16 protein-coding genes are annotated in these 16,580 nt (G+C 71.4%); 6 read left to right on the forward strand and 10 right to left on the reverse strand.

All coding sequences use genetic code 11. From position 1 onward, the window contains the following. Positions 1-20: 20 nt before the first annotated feature. From LUM46_RS25985 to LUM46_RS25995, 3 genes are read right to left on the reverse strand one after another with little or no spacing between them, the layout of a single operon-like run. Positions 21-1,028, reverse strand: coding sequence for an ABC transporter permease (locus LUM46_RS25985; RefSeq protein WP_274998151.1), 1,008 nt, complete (start codon positions 1,026-1,028; stop codon positions 21-23). Beyond that, the gene (locus tag LUM46_RS25990) at positions 1,025-2,050 is read right to left on the reverse strand and encodes an ABC transporter permease (protein WP_274998152.1); all 1,026 of its coding nucleotides are present in this window, start codon (positions 2,048-2,050) and stop codon (positions 1,025-1,027) included. The genes LUM46_RS25985 and LUM46_RS25990 overlap by 4 nt, the downstream gene beginning before the upstream one ends. Further along, entirely contained in the window at positions 2,047-3,627 is a 1,581-nt protein-coding gene (locus LUM46_RS25995; protein ID WP_274998154.1) for a sugar ABC transporter ATP-binding protein, read from the reverse strand. The genes LUM46_RS25990 and LUM46_RS25995 overlap by 4 nt, the downstream gene beginning before the upstream one ends. 137 nt (positions 3,628-3,764) lie before the next feature. On the opposite strand from LUM46_RS25995, the gene LUM46_RS26000 reads away from it, so the two are divergent. Beyond that, a complete protein-coding gene (locus LUM46_RS26000; protein WP_274998156.1) occupies positions 3,765-4,952 on the forward strand; it encodes an ROK family protein in 1,188 nt (395 codons plus the stop codon). 125 nt (positions 4,953-5,077) lie between these two features. Beyond that, positions 5,078-6,736: a glycoside hydrolase family 13 protein gene (locus LUM46_RS26005; RefSeq protein ID WP_274998157.1), complete on the forward strand. Its 1,659-nt coding sequence runs from the start codon at positions 5,078-5,080 to the stop codon at positions 6,734-6,736. Between the two features lie 88 nt (positions 6,737-6,824). Here LUM46_RS26005 and LUM46_RS26010 read toward each other — a convergent pair whose 3' ends face one another. The 4 genes from LUM46_RS26010 to LUM46_RS26025 form a co-directional block, all read right to left on the reverse strand. Beyond that, positions 6,825-7,724 (reverse strand): carbohydrate ABC transporter permease, encoded by a 900-nt coding sequence (locus LUM46_RS26010; protein ID WP_274998158.1) that lies wholly within the window; start codon positions 7,722-7,724, stop codon positions 6,825-6,827. Continuing rightward, positions 7,721-8,662 (reverse strand): carbohydrate ABC transporter permease, encoded by a 942-nt coding sequence (locus LUM46_RS26015; RefSeq protein WP_274998159.1) that lies wholly within the window; start codon positions 8,660-8,662, stop codon positions 7,721-7,723. The genes LUM46_RS26010 and LUM46_RS26015 overlap by 4 nt, the downstream gene beginning before the upstream one ends. Position 8,663: 1 nt before the next feature. After that, entirely contained in the window at positions 8,664-9,968 is a 1,305-nt protein-coding gene (locus LUM46_RS26020; RefSeq protein WP_274998160.1) for an ABC transporter substrate-binding protein, read from the reverse strand. 61 nt (positions 9,969-10,029) lie between these two features. After that, positions 10,030-11,259 carry an aminotransferase class V-fold PLP-dependent enzyme gene (locus tag LUM46_RS26025; protein WP_274998161.1) on the reverse strand — a complete coding sequence of 410 codons (1,230 nt, stop codon included), beginning with the start codon at positions 11,257-11,259 and terminating at the stop codon, positions 10,030-10,032. Positions 11,260-11,407: 148 nt separating this feature from the next. Between LUM46_RS26025 and LUM46_RS26030 the strand changes: the two genes are divergently transcribed. Next, positions 11,408-12,100: a FadR/GntR family transcriptional regulator gene (locus LUM46_RS26030; protein WP_274998162.1), complete on the forward strand. Its 693-nt coding sequence runs from the start codon at positions 11,408-11,410 to the stop codon at positions 12,098-12,100. A 21-nt stretch (positions 12,101-12,121) separates the two neighbouring features. Here the strand turns inward: LUM46_RS26030 and LUM46_RS26035 are convergent, their stop codons facing one another. From LUM46_RS26035 to LUM46_RS26045, 3 genes are all read right to left on the reverse strand, one after another. Continuing rightward, a complete protein-coding gene (locus tag LUM46_RS26035; protein ID WP_274998163.1) occupies positions 12,122-12,607 on the reverse strand; it encodes a DUF1269 domain-containing protein in 486 nt (161 codons plus the stop codon). Positions 12,608-12,743: 136 nt separating this feature from the next. Then, a complete protein-coding gene (locus tag LUM46_RS26040; protein ID WP_274998164.1) occupies positions 12,744-13,571 on the reverse strand; it encodes a mechanosensitive ion channel family protein in 828 nt (275 codons plus the stop codon). A gap of 118 nt (positions 13,572-13,689) precedes the next feature. Continuing rightward, positions 13,690-14,343 (reverse strand): hypothetical protein, encoded by a 654-nt coding sequence (locus LUM46_RS26045; protein WP_274998167.1) that lies wholly within the window; start codon positions 14,341-14,343, stop codon positions 13,690-13,692. 498 nt (positions 14,344-14,841) lie between these two features. Between LUM46_RS26045 and LUM46_RS26050 the strand changes: the two genes are divergently transcribed. The 3 genes from LUM46_RS26050 to LUM46_RS26060 all read left to right on the forward strand — a co-directional run bounded on the left by LUM46_RS26050 (position 14,842) and on the right by LUM46_RS26060 (position 16,504). Then, a complete protein-coding gene (locus LUM46_RS26050; RefSeq protein WP_274998168.1) occupies positions 14,842-14,970 on the forward strand; it encodes a hypothetical protein in 129 nt (42 codons plus the stop codon). Positions 14,971-15,032: 62 nt separating this feature from the next. Next, on the forward strand, positions 15,033-15,437 hold the full coding sequence (locus LUM46_RS26055) for a hypothetical protein (protein WP_274998169.1): 405 nt from the start codon (positions 15,033-15,035) through the stop codon (positions 15,435-15,437). 218 nt (positions 15,438-15,655) lie between these two features. Further along, on the forward strand, positions 15,656-16,504 hold the full coding sequence (locus LUM46_RS26060) for a DUF222 domain-containing protein (protein ID WP_274998170.1): 849 nt from the start codon (positions 15,656-15,658) through the stop codon (positions 16,502-16,504). The last annotated feature ends 76 nt before the right edge of the window (positions 16,505-16,580 follow it).

Consider the following 16,580-nt stretch of genomic DNA (forward strand, 5'->3'; position numbering starts at 1 on the left):
GGTTCGAGCGGTGTCGTGAGCTAGGTGCGACGCCGACGTGCCGCGTAGGCGACGGCGACGATGATGATCACGCCCTGCACGGCCGGCCGGATGGTCGACGGCAGGGCAAGCTGGTTGAACAGCGTGAAGAGGGCCTCGAGCGCGAGCGCCCCGACCATCGCGGCGACCACGGTCCCGCGCCCGCCCCCGAGGGCGACGCCACCCAGCACGACGGCGGTGATCGCCATGAACTCCAGCCCTTGGCCCACCTGGGCGGTGACCCCGGCGAACCCGCCGATGAGCACCGCGGCGACGGTGGCGAGGAGCGAGGACAGGAGGAAGGCCCGCGTGCGCAGCCACCACACGGGGGCGCCGCTGTACGCGGTGGCCACCGCGTTGTCGCCGGCGGCGACCAGCGACCTGCCGAACGGACGACGCATCAGCAGCACGGCGAACCCGACGACGACGAGCGCCACCAGCAGCGCGTACGGGACCTGGAACTGGCCGGGCACGTCCGGGAAGCCCTTGCGGCCCAGCACCCGGAAGCTCTCGCTCAGCGCGCCGGTGGGGGCCCCGCCGGTCCACAGTCGGATCGCGCCGAAGAGCACGAGCATCATGCCGAGCGTGGTGATGAAGGACGGGACACGCAGCAGCGTCGTCACCAGTCCGTTGACGAGCCCGACCAGGAGCCCGAACACGAGCATCAGCGCCAGCACGGGCCAGGTCAGTGCCTCGTCGCCGTCCATCAGCCGGGCCGCGATGACCACCTGGGCGCCGACGAGCGAGCCCACCGACAGGTCGAACTCGCCCGAGACGATCACGAAGTACTGCCCCACGGCGAGCACCACCAGCGGTGCCGCCTTCTTCGCGAACGCCATGAGCGACACCGGCTCCGCGAACGACGGGTTGATCACGACGATCACGACGAGGACCACCACGAGCAGCGCGAGCACCGTCCAGCTGCCGCCGGACAGCAGCCGCTCCCGCCACTGCCGCGCGGTGCCTCGTGCGGTTCCCTGTGCCGTCTCCTGGGACAGGCCGGTGGTCATGCGACGTCACCTCCTCGTGAAGCCGAGCCCTTGGCGCCGAACCGGACGCGCCGGCTCGCCGGGTCGATCTGCCGCCGCGCGTACAGCGCCACGGCGGCGATGATGATCACGCCGCGCAGCACGTCCTTGAAGAACGGGTTGACGTCGAGCACGTTGAACGCGGTGTCGAGCACCGCGAGGATCGCCACCCCGCCGACGGTGCCGATTACCGAGCCTCGGCCGCCGAACAGGAGCGTGCCGCCCAGCACCACCGCTGCTATCGAGTCCAGGTCGAGGCCGTAGGAGTAGACCAGCGCGTTCCCGGTGCCGAACCGGGCGGCGATGAGGAGCCCTGCCACGCCGGCGCACAGGGAGCACAGCACGTGCGCCAGGACGAGGGTCCGGCCGGTGCGCACGCCGGAGAGCCGGGCGACGTCCAGGTTCCCGCCCACCGCGAACATGTGATAGCCCGCGCGCGTCCTGGTGAGCAGCACGAACGCCGCGGCCGCGACGAGCAGCATGACGATCGTGGAGACCGGCACCGGGCCGATGCGCGTGTAGCCGAAGGTCTGGAAGGCGAAGGGCACCTCACCCTCGGGCCCCTTGAAGCGCGTGTCGAGGAAGCCCTTGACGATCAGGCCCATGCCGAGCGTGGCGATGAAGGCGTTGACCCGCAGCGCCGAGATGATCAGGCCGTTCACGAGGCCGACGCCGGCCGCGACCGCCAGCGCGGCCACCACCCCGAGCCACACGCGTGACGGGTCGCCCGCCATCGTCGTGGCTCCGATCAGCGAGCACAGCGCGACGACGTACCCGACGGACAGGTCGAGCGAACGACACAGGACCACCAGCGTCTGCCCGACGGCGACGAACCCGAGCAGGCTGGTCTGCGTGAGCATGTAGCTGACGTTGCCCTGCGCGAAGAGGTTGCCGCCGCGGACCGCCACGAGGACGCCCGCGACGACCAGGATGCCGACGAGCGCCAGGTAGACGATCTCGGTCGAGCCGAGGTGATAGCGGCGTGCTCCGGTGCCGGCCGTCATGCCGCACCCGTGGCCAGGGCCATGATGGTCTCCTCGTCGCTGCCGCCCGGCAGCTCGCCGGCGACCCGGCCGTCGCGCAGCACGAGGACGCGGTCGGCCATCGCCACCACCTCCGGCAGCTCCGACGAGATGAGCAGCACCGCCGTCCCCTCGGCGGTCAGCGTGCGCATGAGGTCGTAGACGGCGCGCTTGGCGCCGACGTCGATGCCGCGCGTCGGCTCGTCGAGGACGATGACCCGTGGCTCGGTCACGAGCCACTTCGCGAGGACCACCTTCTGCTGGTTGCCGCCGGACAGGTACTGCACCTCCACGTCCCGCGCGGACGCCACCGTGCTCGCGGGTACGGCGAGGGAGCGGAGCACGCCCGGGACGCCCCGCGCCCGGCGGTCCGACGCGCGCGGCAGGACGGCGTCGAGCACGAGCCGCGCGTTCGCCAGCACCGACTGCCCCAGGGCGAGGCCCTCGGACTTCCGGTCCTCGGTGACGAGCGCGAGGCGGTGGCGTACGCCCTGCCGGGGCGTCCGCACGCGGACCGGCTGTCCGTCGACGGTCATCCGGCCGCGTGTGAACGGCGCGATGCCGAACACGCCGTGCGCGATCTCGGTACGGCCCGAACCCTGCAGGCCGGCGAGCGCGACGATCTCCCCGGCCCGCACCTCCAGGTCGATGCCGTCCACCATCGAGTTGCCGGCACCCTCCAGCGCCAGCCGCACCTCGCCGGGCACCTCCCCGGCCACCTCACCAGACAACTCGCCAGACAACTCGCCAGACAACTCACCAGACACCGTGTCGGCGGGCTTGTCCGGGAAGAAGCCGGCGAAGTCGCGGCCCACCATGGTCCGCACCAGCCGGTCCGGGCTCACCTCGGCCGCCGGCGCCGTGAGCATGTGGTTGCCGTCCTTGAGCACGGTGATCGTGTCGGCCAGGTCGTAGATCTCCTGGAGCCGGTGCGAGACGTACAGGATCGCGACGCCGCGGTCCCGCAGCCGCCCGACCAGCTCGTAGAGCAGCGCCACCTCCTGCTCGGCGAGCGCTGCGGTCGGCTCGTCCATCGAGATGATCCGGGCGTCGTACGAGACGGCCTTGACGATCTCGACCACCTGCTGCTGCGCCACGGACAGCGACCCCACCCGCGTCCAGGGCGTGATGCTCGTCAGTCCCAGGTCGTCGAGGAGGCGGCTCGTGTCGGCGTGCAGCCGGCGGCGGTCGACCATGCCGCGCCGGAGCGGTTCGCGGCCGAGGTACACGTTCTCGGCGACCGACCGGTCCGGTAGCAGGTTGAACTCCTGGAAGACCGTGGCGACGCCGGCGCGCTGGGCGTCGAGCGGGGTAGCGAAGGAGACCGGAGCTCCGTCGAGCTCGATGGTGCCGGTGTCCGGACGGTGCACCCCGGCGACGACCTTCATCAGCGTCGACTTGCCGGCCCCGTTCTCGCCCACCAGGGCGTGGACCTGGCCGGGAAAAAGGGTCAGGTCGATCTCTCGCAGCACCGAGGTGCCGAAGAACTCCTTGCCGACGCCACGAAGGCGCAGGACCGGGTCAGGTACGGGAGTGTGCGCGTCGTCATCGGCTCGCATGTCCACCAATGTAGGGATCTTTTGGTTGAAGTCAAGCAAAAGATGCTTGTCGTTTACGCGGCTTCTGCGGCTCCTGGCTCATATGGGCTATCTTTTGCCGATACGCAGCCATAAGTTCACCCGGGAGGCGGTTGCCCATGCTCATCGAGGACCCCCCGCGAGGGGTGCCCCTGTCCCTGGGCACAGGCGAGTTCTTCCAGCTGCTGCGCGACCGCGAACCGCGCACGCGCGCCGACCTGGTGGCCATCACCGGCCAGGCCAGGTCGACCATCGCGACACGGATCGACGCACTCATGAGCACGGGGCTCATCGGTCCCGCCGGCATGGCGGGCTCCACCGGCGGCAGGCGGCCGGCGACCTTCGCCTTCCAGCCGGGCGCCAGGGTGGTCCTCGCGGTCGACCTCGGCGCCACGCACGCCCGCCTGGCCGTCACCGACCTCGCTTCCACCGTGCTCGCGGCGAGCGACGAGCCCTTCTCGATCGCCGCCGGCCCGGACGTCGTCCTGCCCTGGGTGGCCCGGGCCGGCCGGGACCTGCTCGCCGCCGCGGGCCGGGACGCCGGCGACCTGGCCGGCATCGGCATCGGGCTGCCGGGGCCCGTCGAGCACTCGACCGGGCGGCCGATCAACCCGCCGATCATGCCCGGCTGGGACGACGCCGACGTCCCGGGCGTCCTCGGCGCCGAGTTCGGGGTCGCCGTGCTCGTCGACAACGACGTCAACATCATGGCGCTCGGCGAGCACCGGACCGCCTGGCCTGACGTCTCCGACCTGCTGCTCGTCAAGATCTCCACCGGCATCGGGGCCGGCATCATCGCCGACGGGGCCCTCCGCCGTGGCGCGCAGGGCGCGGCGGGCGACGTCGGGCACATGTCCGTCCCGGGCGCCGACCACGTGCCCTGCCGCTGCGGCAACACCGGCTGCCTGGAGGCGGTCGCGAGCGGCCAGGCCGTCGCGGCGGCCCTCACGGCCCAGGGGCTCGACGCCACCGACGGCGCCGGCGTCGTCGCACTGGTCCGAGCCCGGGGCTCCGCGGCGAGCCAGGCGGTCCGCCAGGCCGGCCGCGACATCGGCGGCGTCCTGGCCTCGTGCGTGAGCATGCTCAACCCGTCGGTCATCGTGATCGGCGGGGTGGTCGCCGATGCCGGCGAGCACCTGATCGCGGGCATCCGCGAGGCCGTCTACCGCAGGTCCCTGCCGCTGGCCACCCAGCACCTGCGCATCGTCACCTCCCGCGCGCGCGACGGCGCCGGCGTGCTGGGCGCGAGCGCCATGGCCGTCGACCACGTGCTGTCCCCCGCGGCGATCGACGCGCTGACCGCCTGACCGCCTGACCGCCTGACCGGATGTCCGGCTGCCCCGCCGAGCGTGCGCCCATACGCTGTGGTGCACGGCATTCCTGCGCTGAGTAACCGGCCACCAGTCCCCGACCGCAAAGGAAACCAGCACCCGTGACCAGCAATCCCCACGCTCACCAGCCCCTCACGGACGACGCCACCTGGTGGCGGCAGGCGACCGTCTACCAGATCTACCCGCGCAGCTTCGCGGACGCGAACGGTGACGGCCTCGGTGACCTGCGCGGCATCATCTCCCGGGTCCCGTACCTCCAGGGGCTCGGCGTCGACGCGGTGTGGCTCAGCCCTTTCTACCCCTCGGCGCTGGCCGACGGCGGGTACGACGTCGCCGACTACCGCGACGTCGACCCGAGGATCGGCACGCTCGACGAGTTCGACGAGATGGTCGAGGCCCTGCACGCCGCGGGCATCCGCGTCATCGTCGACATCGTGCCGAACCACTCGTCGGACGAGTACGTCTGGTTCCAGGAGGCGCTGGCCGCGGGGCCCGGCAGCCCGGAGCGGGCGCGCTACATCTTCCGGGACGGGCTCGGGCCGGACGGCGCCGAGCCGCCGGCCGACTGGAAGAGCGTGTTCGGCGGACCCGCCTGGACGCGGGTGCCCGACGGCCAGTGGTACCTGCACCTCTTCGCCAAGGAGCAGCCGGACTTCAACTGGGACAACGAGGAGGTCCGGGAGGACTTCCGGAAGACCCTGCGCTTCTGGTCGGACCGGGGCGTCGACGGGTTCCGTATCGACGTCGCGCACGCCCTCACCAAGGAGCTCGGCGAGTCCCTGCCGACGCAGGCCGAGATGGACGCCCTTACCGAGCCCGGCGCACACCCGCTCTGGGACCGCGACGAGGTCCACGAGATCTACGCCGACTGGCGCAAGGTCTTCGACGAGTACAGCCCGCCGCGCATCGCGGTGGCGGAGGCCTGGGTCTCGACCCCCCGGCGCCCCCGGTACGCGAGCGCCGAAGGACTCGGCCAGGCGTTCAACTTCGACCTGCTGGAGGCCGACTTCGACGCCGAGCAGTTCCGGACGATCATCACGGACAACCTGGCGCTCTCCGCGGCGTCCGGCTCGTCGACGACGTGGGTGTTCTCGAACCACGACGTCGTGCGCCACGCGACCCGCTACGCGCTGCCGCCCCGCAACGGGAGCACCGTGAAGCAGGGGCGCGAGTGGCTGCTCTCGGGTGGTACGGAGCCGGCCGCCGACGCCGCCGTGGGCCTGCGCCGCGCCCGCGCGGCGACGCTGCTCATGCTCGGCCTTCCGGGCAGCGCCTACCTCTACCAGGGCGAGGAGCTGGGGCTCCCGGAGGTCTCCGACATCCCCGCGGCCGAACGCCAGGACCCGGCGTTCTTCCGCAACCCGGGAGTCGACGTCGGGCGGGACGGCTGCCGCGTGCCGCTGCCCTGGACCCGCGAGGGCACGTCCTTCGGCTTCGGCGACAACGGCGCGCACCTGCCCCAGCCCGCGAGCTTCGGCGAGCTGTCGGTGGAGGCCCAGGACGGCACACCCGGGTCGACGCTGGAGCTGTACCGTGCGGCGCTCGCGCTGCGGCGCGAGCTGCAGACCGACGAGACGCTGGAGTGGATCCCCGCACCGGCCGACGTCGTGCACTTCGCGCGCCCGAACGGCTGGCACGTCGTGACCAACTTCGGCCCCGACGCGGTGTCGCTGCCCGACGGCGAGGTGCTGCTCGCGAGCGAACCGCTCCCCGGGGGTCTGCTCCCCGGCTCGACGACGGCCTGGGTGCGCGCGCACTGAGCGCCGGGCGAGGCGCGGCCGGCCCGCGCCCGGTACCGACCGGTACCGGGCGCGGGCCGTCGGCCTTCTCCTCCGGTTGCGCCTCCGGCTACTCCTTGACCGAGCCTGCCGTGAGGCCCTCGACGATCCAGCGGCTGGCCAGGGCGAACAGCACCATGGTCGGCAGGATCGTGAGTACCGCGGCAGCCGACATCGGACCCCAGGCGATGTTGAACGTGGAGATGAAGCCGTTGAGGGCGGCCGGGACCGTCCTGTTGGCTTCCGAGTTGATCAGCACGACGGACAGGAACAGCTCGTTCCAGCAGTTCACGAAGTTGAAGATGAACGCAGCGACGATGCCCGGCGCCATCACCGGCACGAGCACCCGGAACAGCGCGCCGAGGCGCGAGCACCCGTCGATCATCGCCGCCTCCTCCAGCGCGTCGGGCATGTTCTCGAAGAACCCCCGCAGCATCACCGTGGAGAACGGGATGCACATCGCGACATAGACGAGGGCGAGCCCCGGCCTCGTGTCGACCAGCCCCAGATCGGCGAGCATCGCGTACAGGGGACCGAGCGCGATGAACGCCGGGATCATCTGCGTCAGCAGGAACGCCCCGAACACCGCGCCCTTGCCCCGGAACTCGAACCGGGCCAGCACATAGGCGCTGAGCAGCGCGATCAGGGTCGCCGTGCCGCCCGCGACGAGCGCCACCACCAGCGAGTTGCCGATGAACGTGCCGAAGCTCGACGTGGCGAACAGGTCCGTGTAGTTGGCGGTGGAGGGTTCGGAGGGCCAGTACTCCAACGGCCACCGGTTGATCGACCCTGGCGACTTGAACGACGTCACCACGATCCAGTAGAGCGGGAACAGCGTGGCGACCAGCCACAGGGCGAGCCCCACGCCCCTGGCCACGCCGCCGGGCGTCACCCGCCGTGCGCCGGGACGTGCCGCCGCAGGTGCTGTCTGTGGTGGGGCCGTGCTCGTGATCGGTGCGAGCGTCGTCATCGCTGGTTCACCCGCCTCATCGCCATCAGGTAGAAGGCGCAGAACACGAGCAGGACCACCATCACGGACAGTCCGATCGCGCTGGCCAGGCCGTAGCTGCCCTGCTGGGTGTACTCGATCATCCAGGTGGTGATGATGTGCGTCCGGCCGGCGGGTCCGCCGGCCGTCATCGCATAGATGATCTCGGGCGAGTTGAACGTCCAGATCGCGCGGAGCAGCACGGTCAGTGCCAGCGTCGTCGAGATGTACGGGATGACGATCGAGAAGAGCCGCCGCACCGTGCCCGCCCCGTCGATGGCGGCGGCCTCCAGCACCTCGTCCGGCACCGACTGGAGGGCAGCGAGGATCATGATCGCGAAGAACGTCACCCCGTACCAGACGTTGGCGATGATCACCGCGGTCATCGCGAGCGCCGGGTCGGCGAGCCAGGGCAGGGGCGCCTCGATGACACCCGCTTTCAGCAGCAGGTCGTTGGCCACGCCGAACTCGGCGTTGAACATCCAGCGGAACAGCATCCCGACGAGGAAGCCCGAGACCGCCCAGGGATAGAACACGAGCGCCTGATAGACCCCACGGAAGCGGAACCGGCGCCACAGCCCCAGCGCGACGAGGAACCCGATGACGAGCTGCGGGACGATCGAGCCGACCACCCACACCACCGTGTTGCGGGCGACCACGGGGAAGACCGGGTCGTTCAGGATCGTGGCGAAGTTCGCCCATCCCACCCAGGGTGTCGACGTGAGGTCCCACAGGTTCCAGTCGCGGAAAGCCATGTGGACGCCCTGCAGCATCGGGTAGTACGTGAACCAGCAGACGAAGACGATGGCGGGTGACAAGAACGCCAGGATCGTCAGCGCGTGCCTGCGCCCGAAGCGCGTGCGGCGGACCGGCGGGCGCTGCTCCTGCCGCCGCGCCGGACGGATGGCGGTAGCCGTCACGTCACTGCTCCGCCGCGTACTTCTCGGTCCAGAAGGTGTCCCACTCCGCGAGCAGCTCGGTCGTCGTCATGCTGCCCAGCAGCACCGCCTGCAGGTCCTGGTCGGCCTTCTGCTCCCACTGGGTCCACCAGCTCACGCCGCGCGGCTGCACCACGTTGACGTACGTCTCCGGGTCCTCGGTCATGGCGACGTAGCTCGACCACGGCCCCTCCTTGTAGAAGGGGTCCTCGCCCGCGCCGTCGATGATCGGCACCAGGCTGTTCTCCTGGGCGAACCGGGTGGCCGGCTCCGCGCCCGAGAGGAACTCGACGAGATCGACCGCCGCCTCCTTGTTCTCGCTCGCCTCCGCGACTCCCCATCCGGCGGTCGCGAGCGGCTGTGCCGCCCTGCCCGTGGGGCCGGTCAGCAGCGGTGCCGTGGACCACTGGCTCTCGTCGATGGTCGTCGACTGCGCCACGGTGGCGATGACCTCCGGGTCCTGCAGCAGGAACGCCGTCGACCCGTTGGTGAAGCCCTCCACCATCTCGGGGTAGCCCCACGAGACGGCCGACGGCGGTGACGCCTGCTCGAACAGGGAGAAGTACGTGTCGACGGCGTCCTGCGCCTCGGGCGCCGCGAAGATCGTCGACCCGTCCTCGAGCCGGTAGGCGTCCTCCACGTCGAGGTCGTCGATCGTGTATGCCTCGATGGCGGCCACGACGTTGGCGAAGCCGTTCTGGCCGCCGCGGAACGCGTAGCCATAGGTGTTCTGTGCCGGGTCCTGGATCGCTGTGGCCTGCTCGAGCAGGTCCTCCCACGACTTCGGTGGCCCGTCGAACCCGGCCTCCTCGACGAGGTCGGTGCGGTAGAACAGCGACAGACCGTAGAAGCCGTACGGCACGAAGTAGCGGGAGCCGTCCGCCTCGGTGACCGCCTGGGCGTTGTCGGTGAGGTCTTCCCAGCCGGCCCAGCCGGTCACGTCGTCGGACAGGTCGTACAGCCAGCCGTTGTTGCTGAACGCGCCGACCGTGCTGTCCCGCACCTCCAGGACGTCGACGCCGCGACCCGACTGCAGCATCTGCTGGAGCTTCTGGTCGGCCTGGTCGGTCGGGGGCGAGACGAGGTCGACCGTGACGCCGGGGTTCTGCGCCTCGAACTCGTCCAGCAGCTCACGGACGACCTCCGTCCGGGCCGGGTTGGTCAGGCTCTCGACCATCTGCAGGCGGACCGTGCCGTCGGCGGCGGCCCCTCCCGGGGTGCACGCGGTGAGCGCGAGCAGGCCGACGGTGGCCAGGCTCGCGGTGAGGCCAGTGCGGGTGCGGTTCATGTCCACACCTCTCCTTCTTCTCGTTCGGGTGATGGCGGGTGAGGCGCCGGGGCGGCGCTGGTCACCCGCCGCGGCGTTCCTCGGCGAACGCCAGGATCTGGGGAACCGCGCGGTCGACGAACGCGTCGAAGTCGCGCTGCTCGGTGTACAGGTGCACGGACAGGCGCAGGTAGCCGACGCCGCCGATGCTCGTGAATGCCGACTCGATGCCGGCGAGGTCGAGCAGCCGCAGCCGCAGCTCGTCGGCGTCCCGGCGGTCCCGTCCCAGCCCGTCGGGCAGGCGCAGCAGCCGCATCGACACCACGGGCATGCCGACGTCGGTGGCCACCGGTGCGTCCACGAAGGGCTGGAGGGCCGCGCCGATGACGGCGGCGCCGTGGTCCGCGAGCGCCGTCATGGTCTCGCGCGTCCGTGCCCAGCCGTACTCCCGCTCGACGAAGTCGATGGCCAGGGGCGAGGCGAGGTAGCTCGTCGCGTCGATCGTCCCCTGGGTGTCGAACCGCTCGGGATAGCTCTCCTCGGCGCCCCACGAGTCGATGAGCGGCCACAGCTCGTCCCGGTCGGCGGCCTCGGTGACGAGCAGGGCGGCGCCGCGTGGGGCGCAGGGCCACTTGTGCAGGTTGCCGAACCACCAGTCCCCGCCGGCGCCGGTGGCTGCGTGCTCCACGAGACCGGGCGCGTGTGCGCCGTCCACGAGGACACGAGCCCCGCGCTCGTGGGCCAGCTCGGTGATCCGCGCCGTCGGGAGCAGGCGTGCGGTCGGCGAGGTGATCTGGTCGACGACGACCAGGCGCACGGCGTCGGTCAGCTCCGCCCGGAACCGTTCGACGACCTCGTCGGCGTCGGCGGCCAGCGGCACGGTGACCGCCCGCACCCGGGCGCCGAAGCGCCGGGCCAGGCGGCGGGCCCCCATCGTGACCGCGCCGTAGCCGTGGTCGCTGACGAGGATCTCGTCGCCGGGATCCAGGTGCAGGGCGTTGAAGACGATGGTCGCGGCAGCCGACGCGTTCGGCACGAAGACGGTGTCCTCCGCTCGTGCGCCGACGAACGGTGCGACCTCACGGCGCGCCGCGGCGATGAGCTCGGGGAGCCGGGGGAACCACGCGACAGGGCTCAGGTCCCCCTGCCGGCGCAGCTCCTGCTGGTGACGCACCACCTCGGTGGGCACGGCTCCGTACGACCCGTGGTTGAGGTGGGCGATCGCCCCGTCCAGCGGCCAGGCGTCGCGCGCAGGTCCGCCGGACGCGAGGCGTACCGGCGCAGGTGCTGGAGCGGTCCGTACCGAGTCCATCGATGCCCCCTTTGGCTGTTGTCGGACAACCATGGCAGCCACTCACCGAAAACGCTAGACCGCGGCGGAAATTAGGGACGATCTGTAGGACAGGTTCGACGGACGCGAAATATCCGCAGCGTCCGCGGGAACCTGACATCCTGAGGGCATGCACGACGTGAGCGCAGTCGACACGGCCCTCCACGGGTTGCGCACCCTGATCGCGGACGGTTCGCTCCAGCCCGGCGACCGGCTGCCCAGCGAGGGCGTGCTGAGCGAGCGGCTCGGCGTCTCGCGCGGCTCCATCCGGGAGGCGATCCGCACCCTCTCGGCCCTCGGTGTCGTCGAGACCCGGCGCGGGGCGGGGACCTTCGTCGGCGAGCTGCGCGCCGCCGACATGATCCGCACCCTCGCCCTCACGGTCGGTCTGCTCCCGCTGGAGTCGATCCTCGAGCTCTTCGAGCTGCGCCGGGTCCTGGAGGCGCACGCCGCCTCGCTCGCTGCCGCACGCTGCGACGACGCCTCGGTGGCCGGGCTGAACGAGATCCTCGACCGGCTGGAGACGACCGACGACGTCGACGAGCAGTCAGCGCTCGACCACGAGTTCCACATGACGATCGCGCAGCTCGGCGGCAACGAGTCGCTCGGGGCGATGGTGGCGGTGCTCCGGTCCCGGTCGCGTGCCTACCCGGTCCCCCTCGGCCCCGAGACCAAGCGGATCTCGGACGCCGGTCACCGGTCGATCCTGCAGGCCGTGACGTCGCACGACCCGGTCGCGGCCTCGGTCGCGGCAGCCGCGCACGTCGCGCAGAGCGAGGTGTGGCTGCGCGAGCACCGCCCGGCGCCGGAGATCATCGACTGAGCGGGGAGTGCCCGCCCCGGCTCAGGAGCCGAACGTCTCCAGCAGGGTGGAGCGCTCGGCGTCGGTGAGGTTGGTGGCGATGAGCGTGCCGTGCAGGCCGTTGAAGCGCTCGCCGACGCGGTCCGTGTCGCCGTCCTGGGTCACGGCGAACAGGGCGGACGTCCCGGACGTGACCTGTTCGCGGATCGTCTCGAGCTGGGTGCGGCTGATGCCGACGGCCTCGGTGTGCTTGGCGAGGGCCCCGACCGCCGCGCCGGCCGCCGCGCCGACGACCGGCAGGAGGAACAGCCCGCCCAGCAGCAGACCCCAGAAGGCACCCCATCCGCTCCCGCGGAGCTCGTCGTCGTGCGCGTGCTTCGTGGTCGGTCTGGCCTGACCGACGGGCCACGACACCACGGCGTGGTCGACCACGGTGATCAGCCCGTCCGACGCGGCGCTCTTGAGGATCGAGGCGGCCTCTGCCGCACCCTCGGGGCTGTCGAACTTCCAGACGGTGAACATGGTCATCGTGGTCTCGTCCTCCCGGGGCGTTCGAGCGTGCTCACTCGATGGTGGCACCCCGCCTCGCGCTCCGCGCGTCGAGGCGGACGGGCAGCTCGGGGAGGCGCTCGGACAGGCGCTCAGGAGGCGTTCGAGCAGGTGATCAGACGGGCGGCGACGGGACCCGCCGCTCGGCGGCACGTGACGGCGGCGCGTCGACGGCCCACGCCGCGGTGCGCGAGCGGAGCGCGGTGCCCAGGGCGGCGACGACGGCCGACGTCACCCCCGACCCGTCGAGCGAGCCGTGCCAGTAGCGCACGAGGAGCGTGGTGCGCGCGGAGTCCGCGGCGACGTGCAGCGCGTCGGGTGCGGGCGCTGCATGGACGCCGGGTGCGGCCGAGACGGCGGGCAGCAGGACGCCGTCGATCTCGTCGTCGCGCAGGTGCGCGAGCCGGACCTCGACGACGCTGCGACGTGCCCCGATACCCGTACCGTTCACGAGCGGCTCGGAGATGACCGCCGAGTTGGGCACGTGCACGCGGACGCCGTCGTAGGTCTCGAGGACCACCGCACGGCTGTTCAGGGCGGTGACGACGCCGGTCCAGTCGCCGAACACCAGCTCCTCGCCGACCTTGACCGGCATCCTGGTCTGCAGCAGGATGCCGGCGCCGAAGTTGTCGGCCAGACCGCGCATGGTCAGGACGACCACGATGCCGACCACGACGACGACGGTGAGGATCGGCTGAGTCTGCGCCCCGAGGAACGTGAGCGCGAGACCGATCCCCGCGAGCAGGACGAGATAGTTGACGGTGCCCAGCACCAGGTCCTGGACCTGGGGCGTGAGGCCCTTGATCCGAGCCGTCGCGGCGAGCACCGCCCGCCGGGCGTACCGCGCGGCAAGCCAGGTGCCGAGCAGGGTCAGCGCGGCGAAGAGCACGTCCCAGCCGTCGAGGTCGTCCGTCGAGAAGAAGCGGGCGAGCGCGTCGACCACGGGTGCCTCCCTTCCGGCCGCTACGGCCACGCCACCGTGTGCGACGCTCGGCACCCCTCGTCGTCGGAGCCGGCACTGCCTCCGAGGGTACGTTCGGGCGGGACGCGCCGCGCGCCGATCAGCCGCCGGTGGCCGAGGGCTTCGGCGTGCCGGTCGGCGTGGGCGACGCGCTGGGGCTCACCGTCGGCCCCGGGGTCGGCCCGCCCGTCGCCGTCGCGGTCGGGTCGGGGGTCGGCCTCGAGGTGGGTCCGTCAGTCGGGTCCGATGTCGGGGACGGCGTGCCGGCCGTCGGCCCTGTCCCGCCCCCGCCGCCCGGGCCGCCGCCGTCCCCGCTGTCGCCTCCACCGCCGGAGCCGCCGCCGGCGCCACCCGCACCGGACCCGCCCGCCGTCCCGTCCGGGGTCCCGCCCGAGGTCCCGTCCGAGCCTGGTGCGGCAGCTCCCGAACCGCCTTCGCTCACGCCGTCCGGGTCCGGCAGGGCACCCGACGGCGTCGTCGCTCCCCCGCCCTCGACCGCACTGCCCGGGCCGGGTTCGCCGTCCTCGGGCTCGTCAGTGCTACGGGGCCGGTCCTCCGGATCACGGTCCGGGCCGGCCGGGCCGTCGTCGTCGGTGATCATGAAAGGCAGGTCAAAGGCCACCCACTCGATCGGCCCGGTGGTGTCGGCGTCGGGGCGGTCGCCCCACAGCATGGCCAGCCCGCCGATGCCCAGCACGAACACCGCGACCACGGCCCCGCCGACCGCCATCGCGACCCGCTTCCGCGAGACCACGCCGGGTGACGCCGTCGGATCGGCTGACGCGCTCGGATCGGCTGACTCGGTGGGATCGACTGACGCGCTCGGATCGACTGACTCGGTCGGATCGACTGACTCGGTCGGAGCGGGCGATGCGGGCGCGTCCGCCGGTGCGGGCCCGGGCTCAGCGGCGTCGCCGGACGGCGTCTCCGGCTCACCACCGAGGTGCTGACCCGGCAGGACAGGCCGGTCGGGCTGCTCGGACCGACCCCCTTGCTCCACCAGGTCCCACGCCGGACCGCTCACCGAACCCGGCACGGGACCGCCGAGGCGTCCTGGATCGACCTGCTCGATGTGCCGTGTCGGCCTCGGGTTCTCCCTCACGGCTGGAACGATAGCGCGCAGGGGTGAAATGCCGGAATCCCCCGAATGGTTCACCGTGGGCCACCGCCAAGCTCGGACCGGACAGGCCCGAGCCCAGCCCCAGGCACGCGCTGCCATCGCATCCGCCATGCCGGTGCCCGCGTCATCCCCATGGGCGGCGCCTTCTTCGGGTTGACCATCGAGCAGCGCGACGAGGACGAGCATGATGACAACTGGGCCGATCCCTCCCCAGACATGCTCGGCTTCCACGAGCCAGCAGCCACGCTGTACGACACGTGACCCCCGCGCTTACCCTCGACCCGCCCCGACGGAACTCACCTGGAGGATGCGATGGACCGGAGATGGCGATGAACGACGGCGCCCCGTCGCGGAGGCTGGCAGTCGGAGCGTGGCTGACCATCGACGCCACGCTCGACAACGAGGTCTCGAACCTCGTGCGGAGCGGCGCCGACCTGGACGCCCCAGAGGTTGCGCGAGCGCGAGGGCTGCGGGAACGCGGCTGGGCAGTGAACCGAGAGCACCCCGAGCGCGGGCTCGGTCCGGTGGGCTGGCCACCCAGCGAGGCCCAGTTCGACATCACGCTTTCCAAGGACGACATCGGCTACATCGTCGACCTTCTCACCCATCACCTCGAAGCGACATCGACGAACCCCGCGGCCGGGGACGCCCCCAGCGTTCGACTGCTGCAGGAGGAGTCGAACGCACTCACGCGGGAGGCGCTGGACGCCCTCGACGCACTCCGCTAACCCGAGGCACGGTCACCGCTACGACCAGCCGCCCTCCCGAGCTCGATGCATGAACACTTTGCCGACCGATGAGCCTCCTGGACCAGGTCCCGGGGAGTCCATCGGCGCTCGAAGGGTTATCCACAGATTTCATTTTGGCCGTGCGATACGTACGAGCGTTCGAGATAATAGATGCACTGAGGATGTGAGAACTAGAGGCGACGAGGGGGTGGGGTCCGGTGGAGCAGTCGACGTCGACGGATGGTGTTCCCGGCCCTGGCCTGCCTGCTGCTGAGTCGATCGAGGAGACGCTGGCCCGGTTCGAGAACGTGATGGACGAGCTCGCGGTCCTGACCGACCCGGAGGTGCTGGACGGGTGGGACACCCCGACCGTGGGCCGTCTGATGGAGGCACACACCCGGATCCGCCGCTTGACCGGCCGCCTCGACGGAGTCCGGTACACGTTGCTGTCGAGGATCGAGGCGGACGGGTCCTGGCGCTCAGGCGGGATGGCCCGCGCGTTCACCACCTGGCTGCGGATCCGAGAAGGCATCTCCTCGGTGACGGCGGGCAGGGACATGACGATGGCCCGCCGCCTGGCCACGGCGCTGCCTGGGACCCGGGAAGGCCTGGTCGACGGCACCCTCGGCATCGACCATGCCCGTGTTGTGATGACCAAGGTCGCCCCCACCAGCGAGACCCGTCAGGATGCGTTGGCGTGGTTGATCGACACCCGCACGGGTGAGCGGACGACCCCGGAGGCGTTCGTGCAGACCGTGCCGGTCGACTTCCCCGACCCGGCCCAGGACCCCGACGGGGAGCACACCCGTCAACTCATCACCCAGGTGTTGGAGGACGCCGTCACCGAGGGCACCCTGGTCACGGGTGAGGGTCTGGTCCTGCGCGAGGCGGGTTCGTTGAACGCGGACCAGTTCCGGATCGTGGCACGCCGGTTCGCGACGATCACCGACCCCGACACCGACGACACCGACGACGACAAAGCAGCCCTGGGCGAGTTCCTCGACCTAGCCAAAACCTTCGGCGGCTACCACCTCGCAGGCTTCCTGACGGGACTGCTGCACGGATAGGTGACAACTGACTTGTGGTGCCGACAGGCATCGCTGGAAGGATGTTCACCGTGCCCGCACCCCACCCCAAAGAGTT

Source organism: Promicromonospora iranensis (assembly GCF_028994805.1).
GTDB classification, from domain to species: domain Bacteria; phylum Actinomycetota; class Actinomycetes; order Actinomycetales; family Cellulomonadaceae; genus Promicromonospora; species Promicromonospora iranensis.

Bases quoted from the DNA above. Each gene is read 5' to 3' on its own strand.
- LUM46_RS25985 (WP_274998151.1), bottom strand. From the start codon at position 1,028: ATGACCACCGGCCTGTCCCAGGAGACGGCACAGGGAACCGCACGAGGC.
- LUM46_RS25990 (WP_274998152.1), bottom strand. From the start codon at position 2,050: ATGACGGCCGGCACCGGAGCACGCCGCTATCACCTCGGCTCGACCGAG.
- LUM46_RS25995 (WP_274998154.1), bottom strand. From the start codon at position 3,627: ATGCGAGCCGATGACGACGCGCACACTCCCGTACCTGACCCGGTCCTG.
- LUM46_RS26000 (WP_274998156.1), top strand. From the start codon at position 3,765: ATGCTCATCGAGGACCCCCCGCGAGGGGTGCCCCTGTCCCTGGGCACA.
- LUM46_RS26010 (WP_274998158.1), bottom strand. From the start codon at position 7,724: ATGACGACGCTCGCACCGATCACGAGCACGGCCCCACCACAGACAGCA.
- LUM46_RS26020 (WP_274998160.1), bottom strand. From the start codon at position 9,968: ATGAACCGCACCCGCACTGGCCTCACCGCGAGCCTGGCCACCGTCGGC.
- LUM46_RS26025 (WP_274998161.1), bottom strand. From the start codon at position 11,259: ATGGACTCGGTACGGACCGCTCCAGCACCTGCGCCGGTACGCCTCGCG.
- LUM46_RS26030 (WP_274998162.1), top strand. From the start codon at position 11,408: ATGCACGACGTGAGCGCAGTCGACACGGCCCTCCACGGGTTGCGCACC.
- LUM46_RS26035 (WP_274998163.1), bottom strand. From the start codon at position 12,607: ATGACCATGTTCACCGTCTGGAAGTTCGACAGCCCCGAGGGTGCGGCA.
- LUM46_RS26050 (WP_274998168.1), top strand. From the start codon at position 14,842: ATGGGCGGCGCCTTCTTCGGGTTGACCATCGAGCAGCGCGACGAGGAC.
- LUM46_RS26055 (WP_274998169.1), top strand. From the start codon at position 15,033: ATGGCGATGAACGACGGCGCCCCGTCGCGGAGGCTGGCAGTCGGAGCG.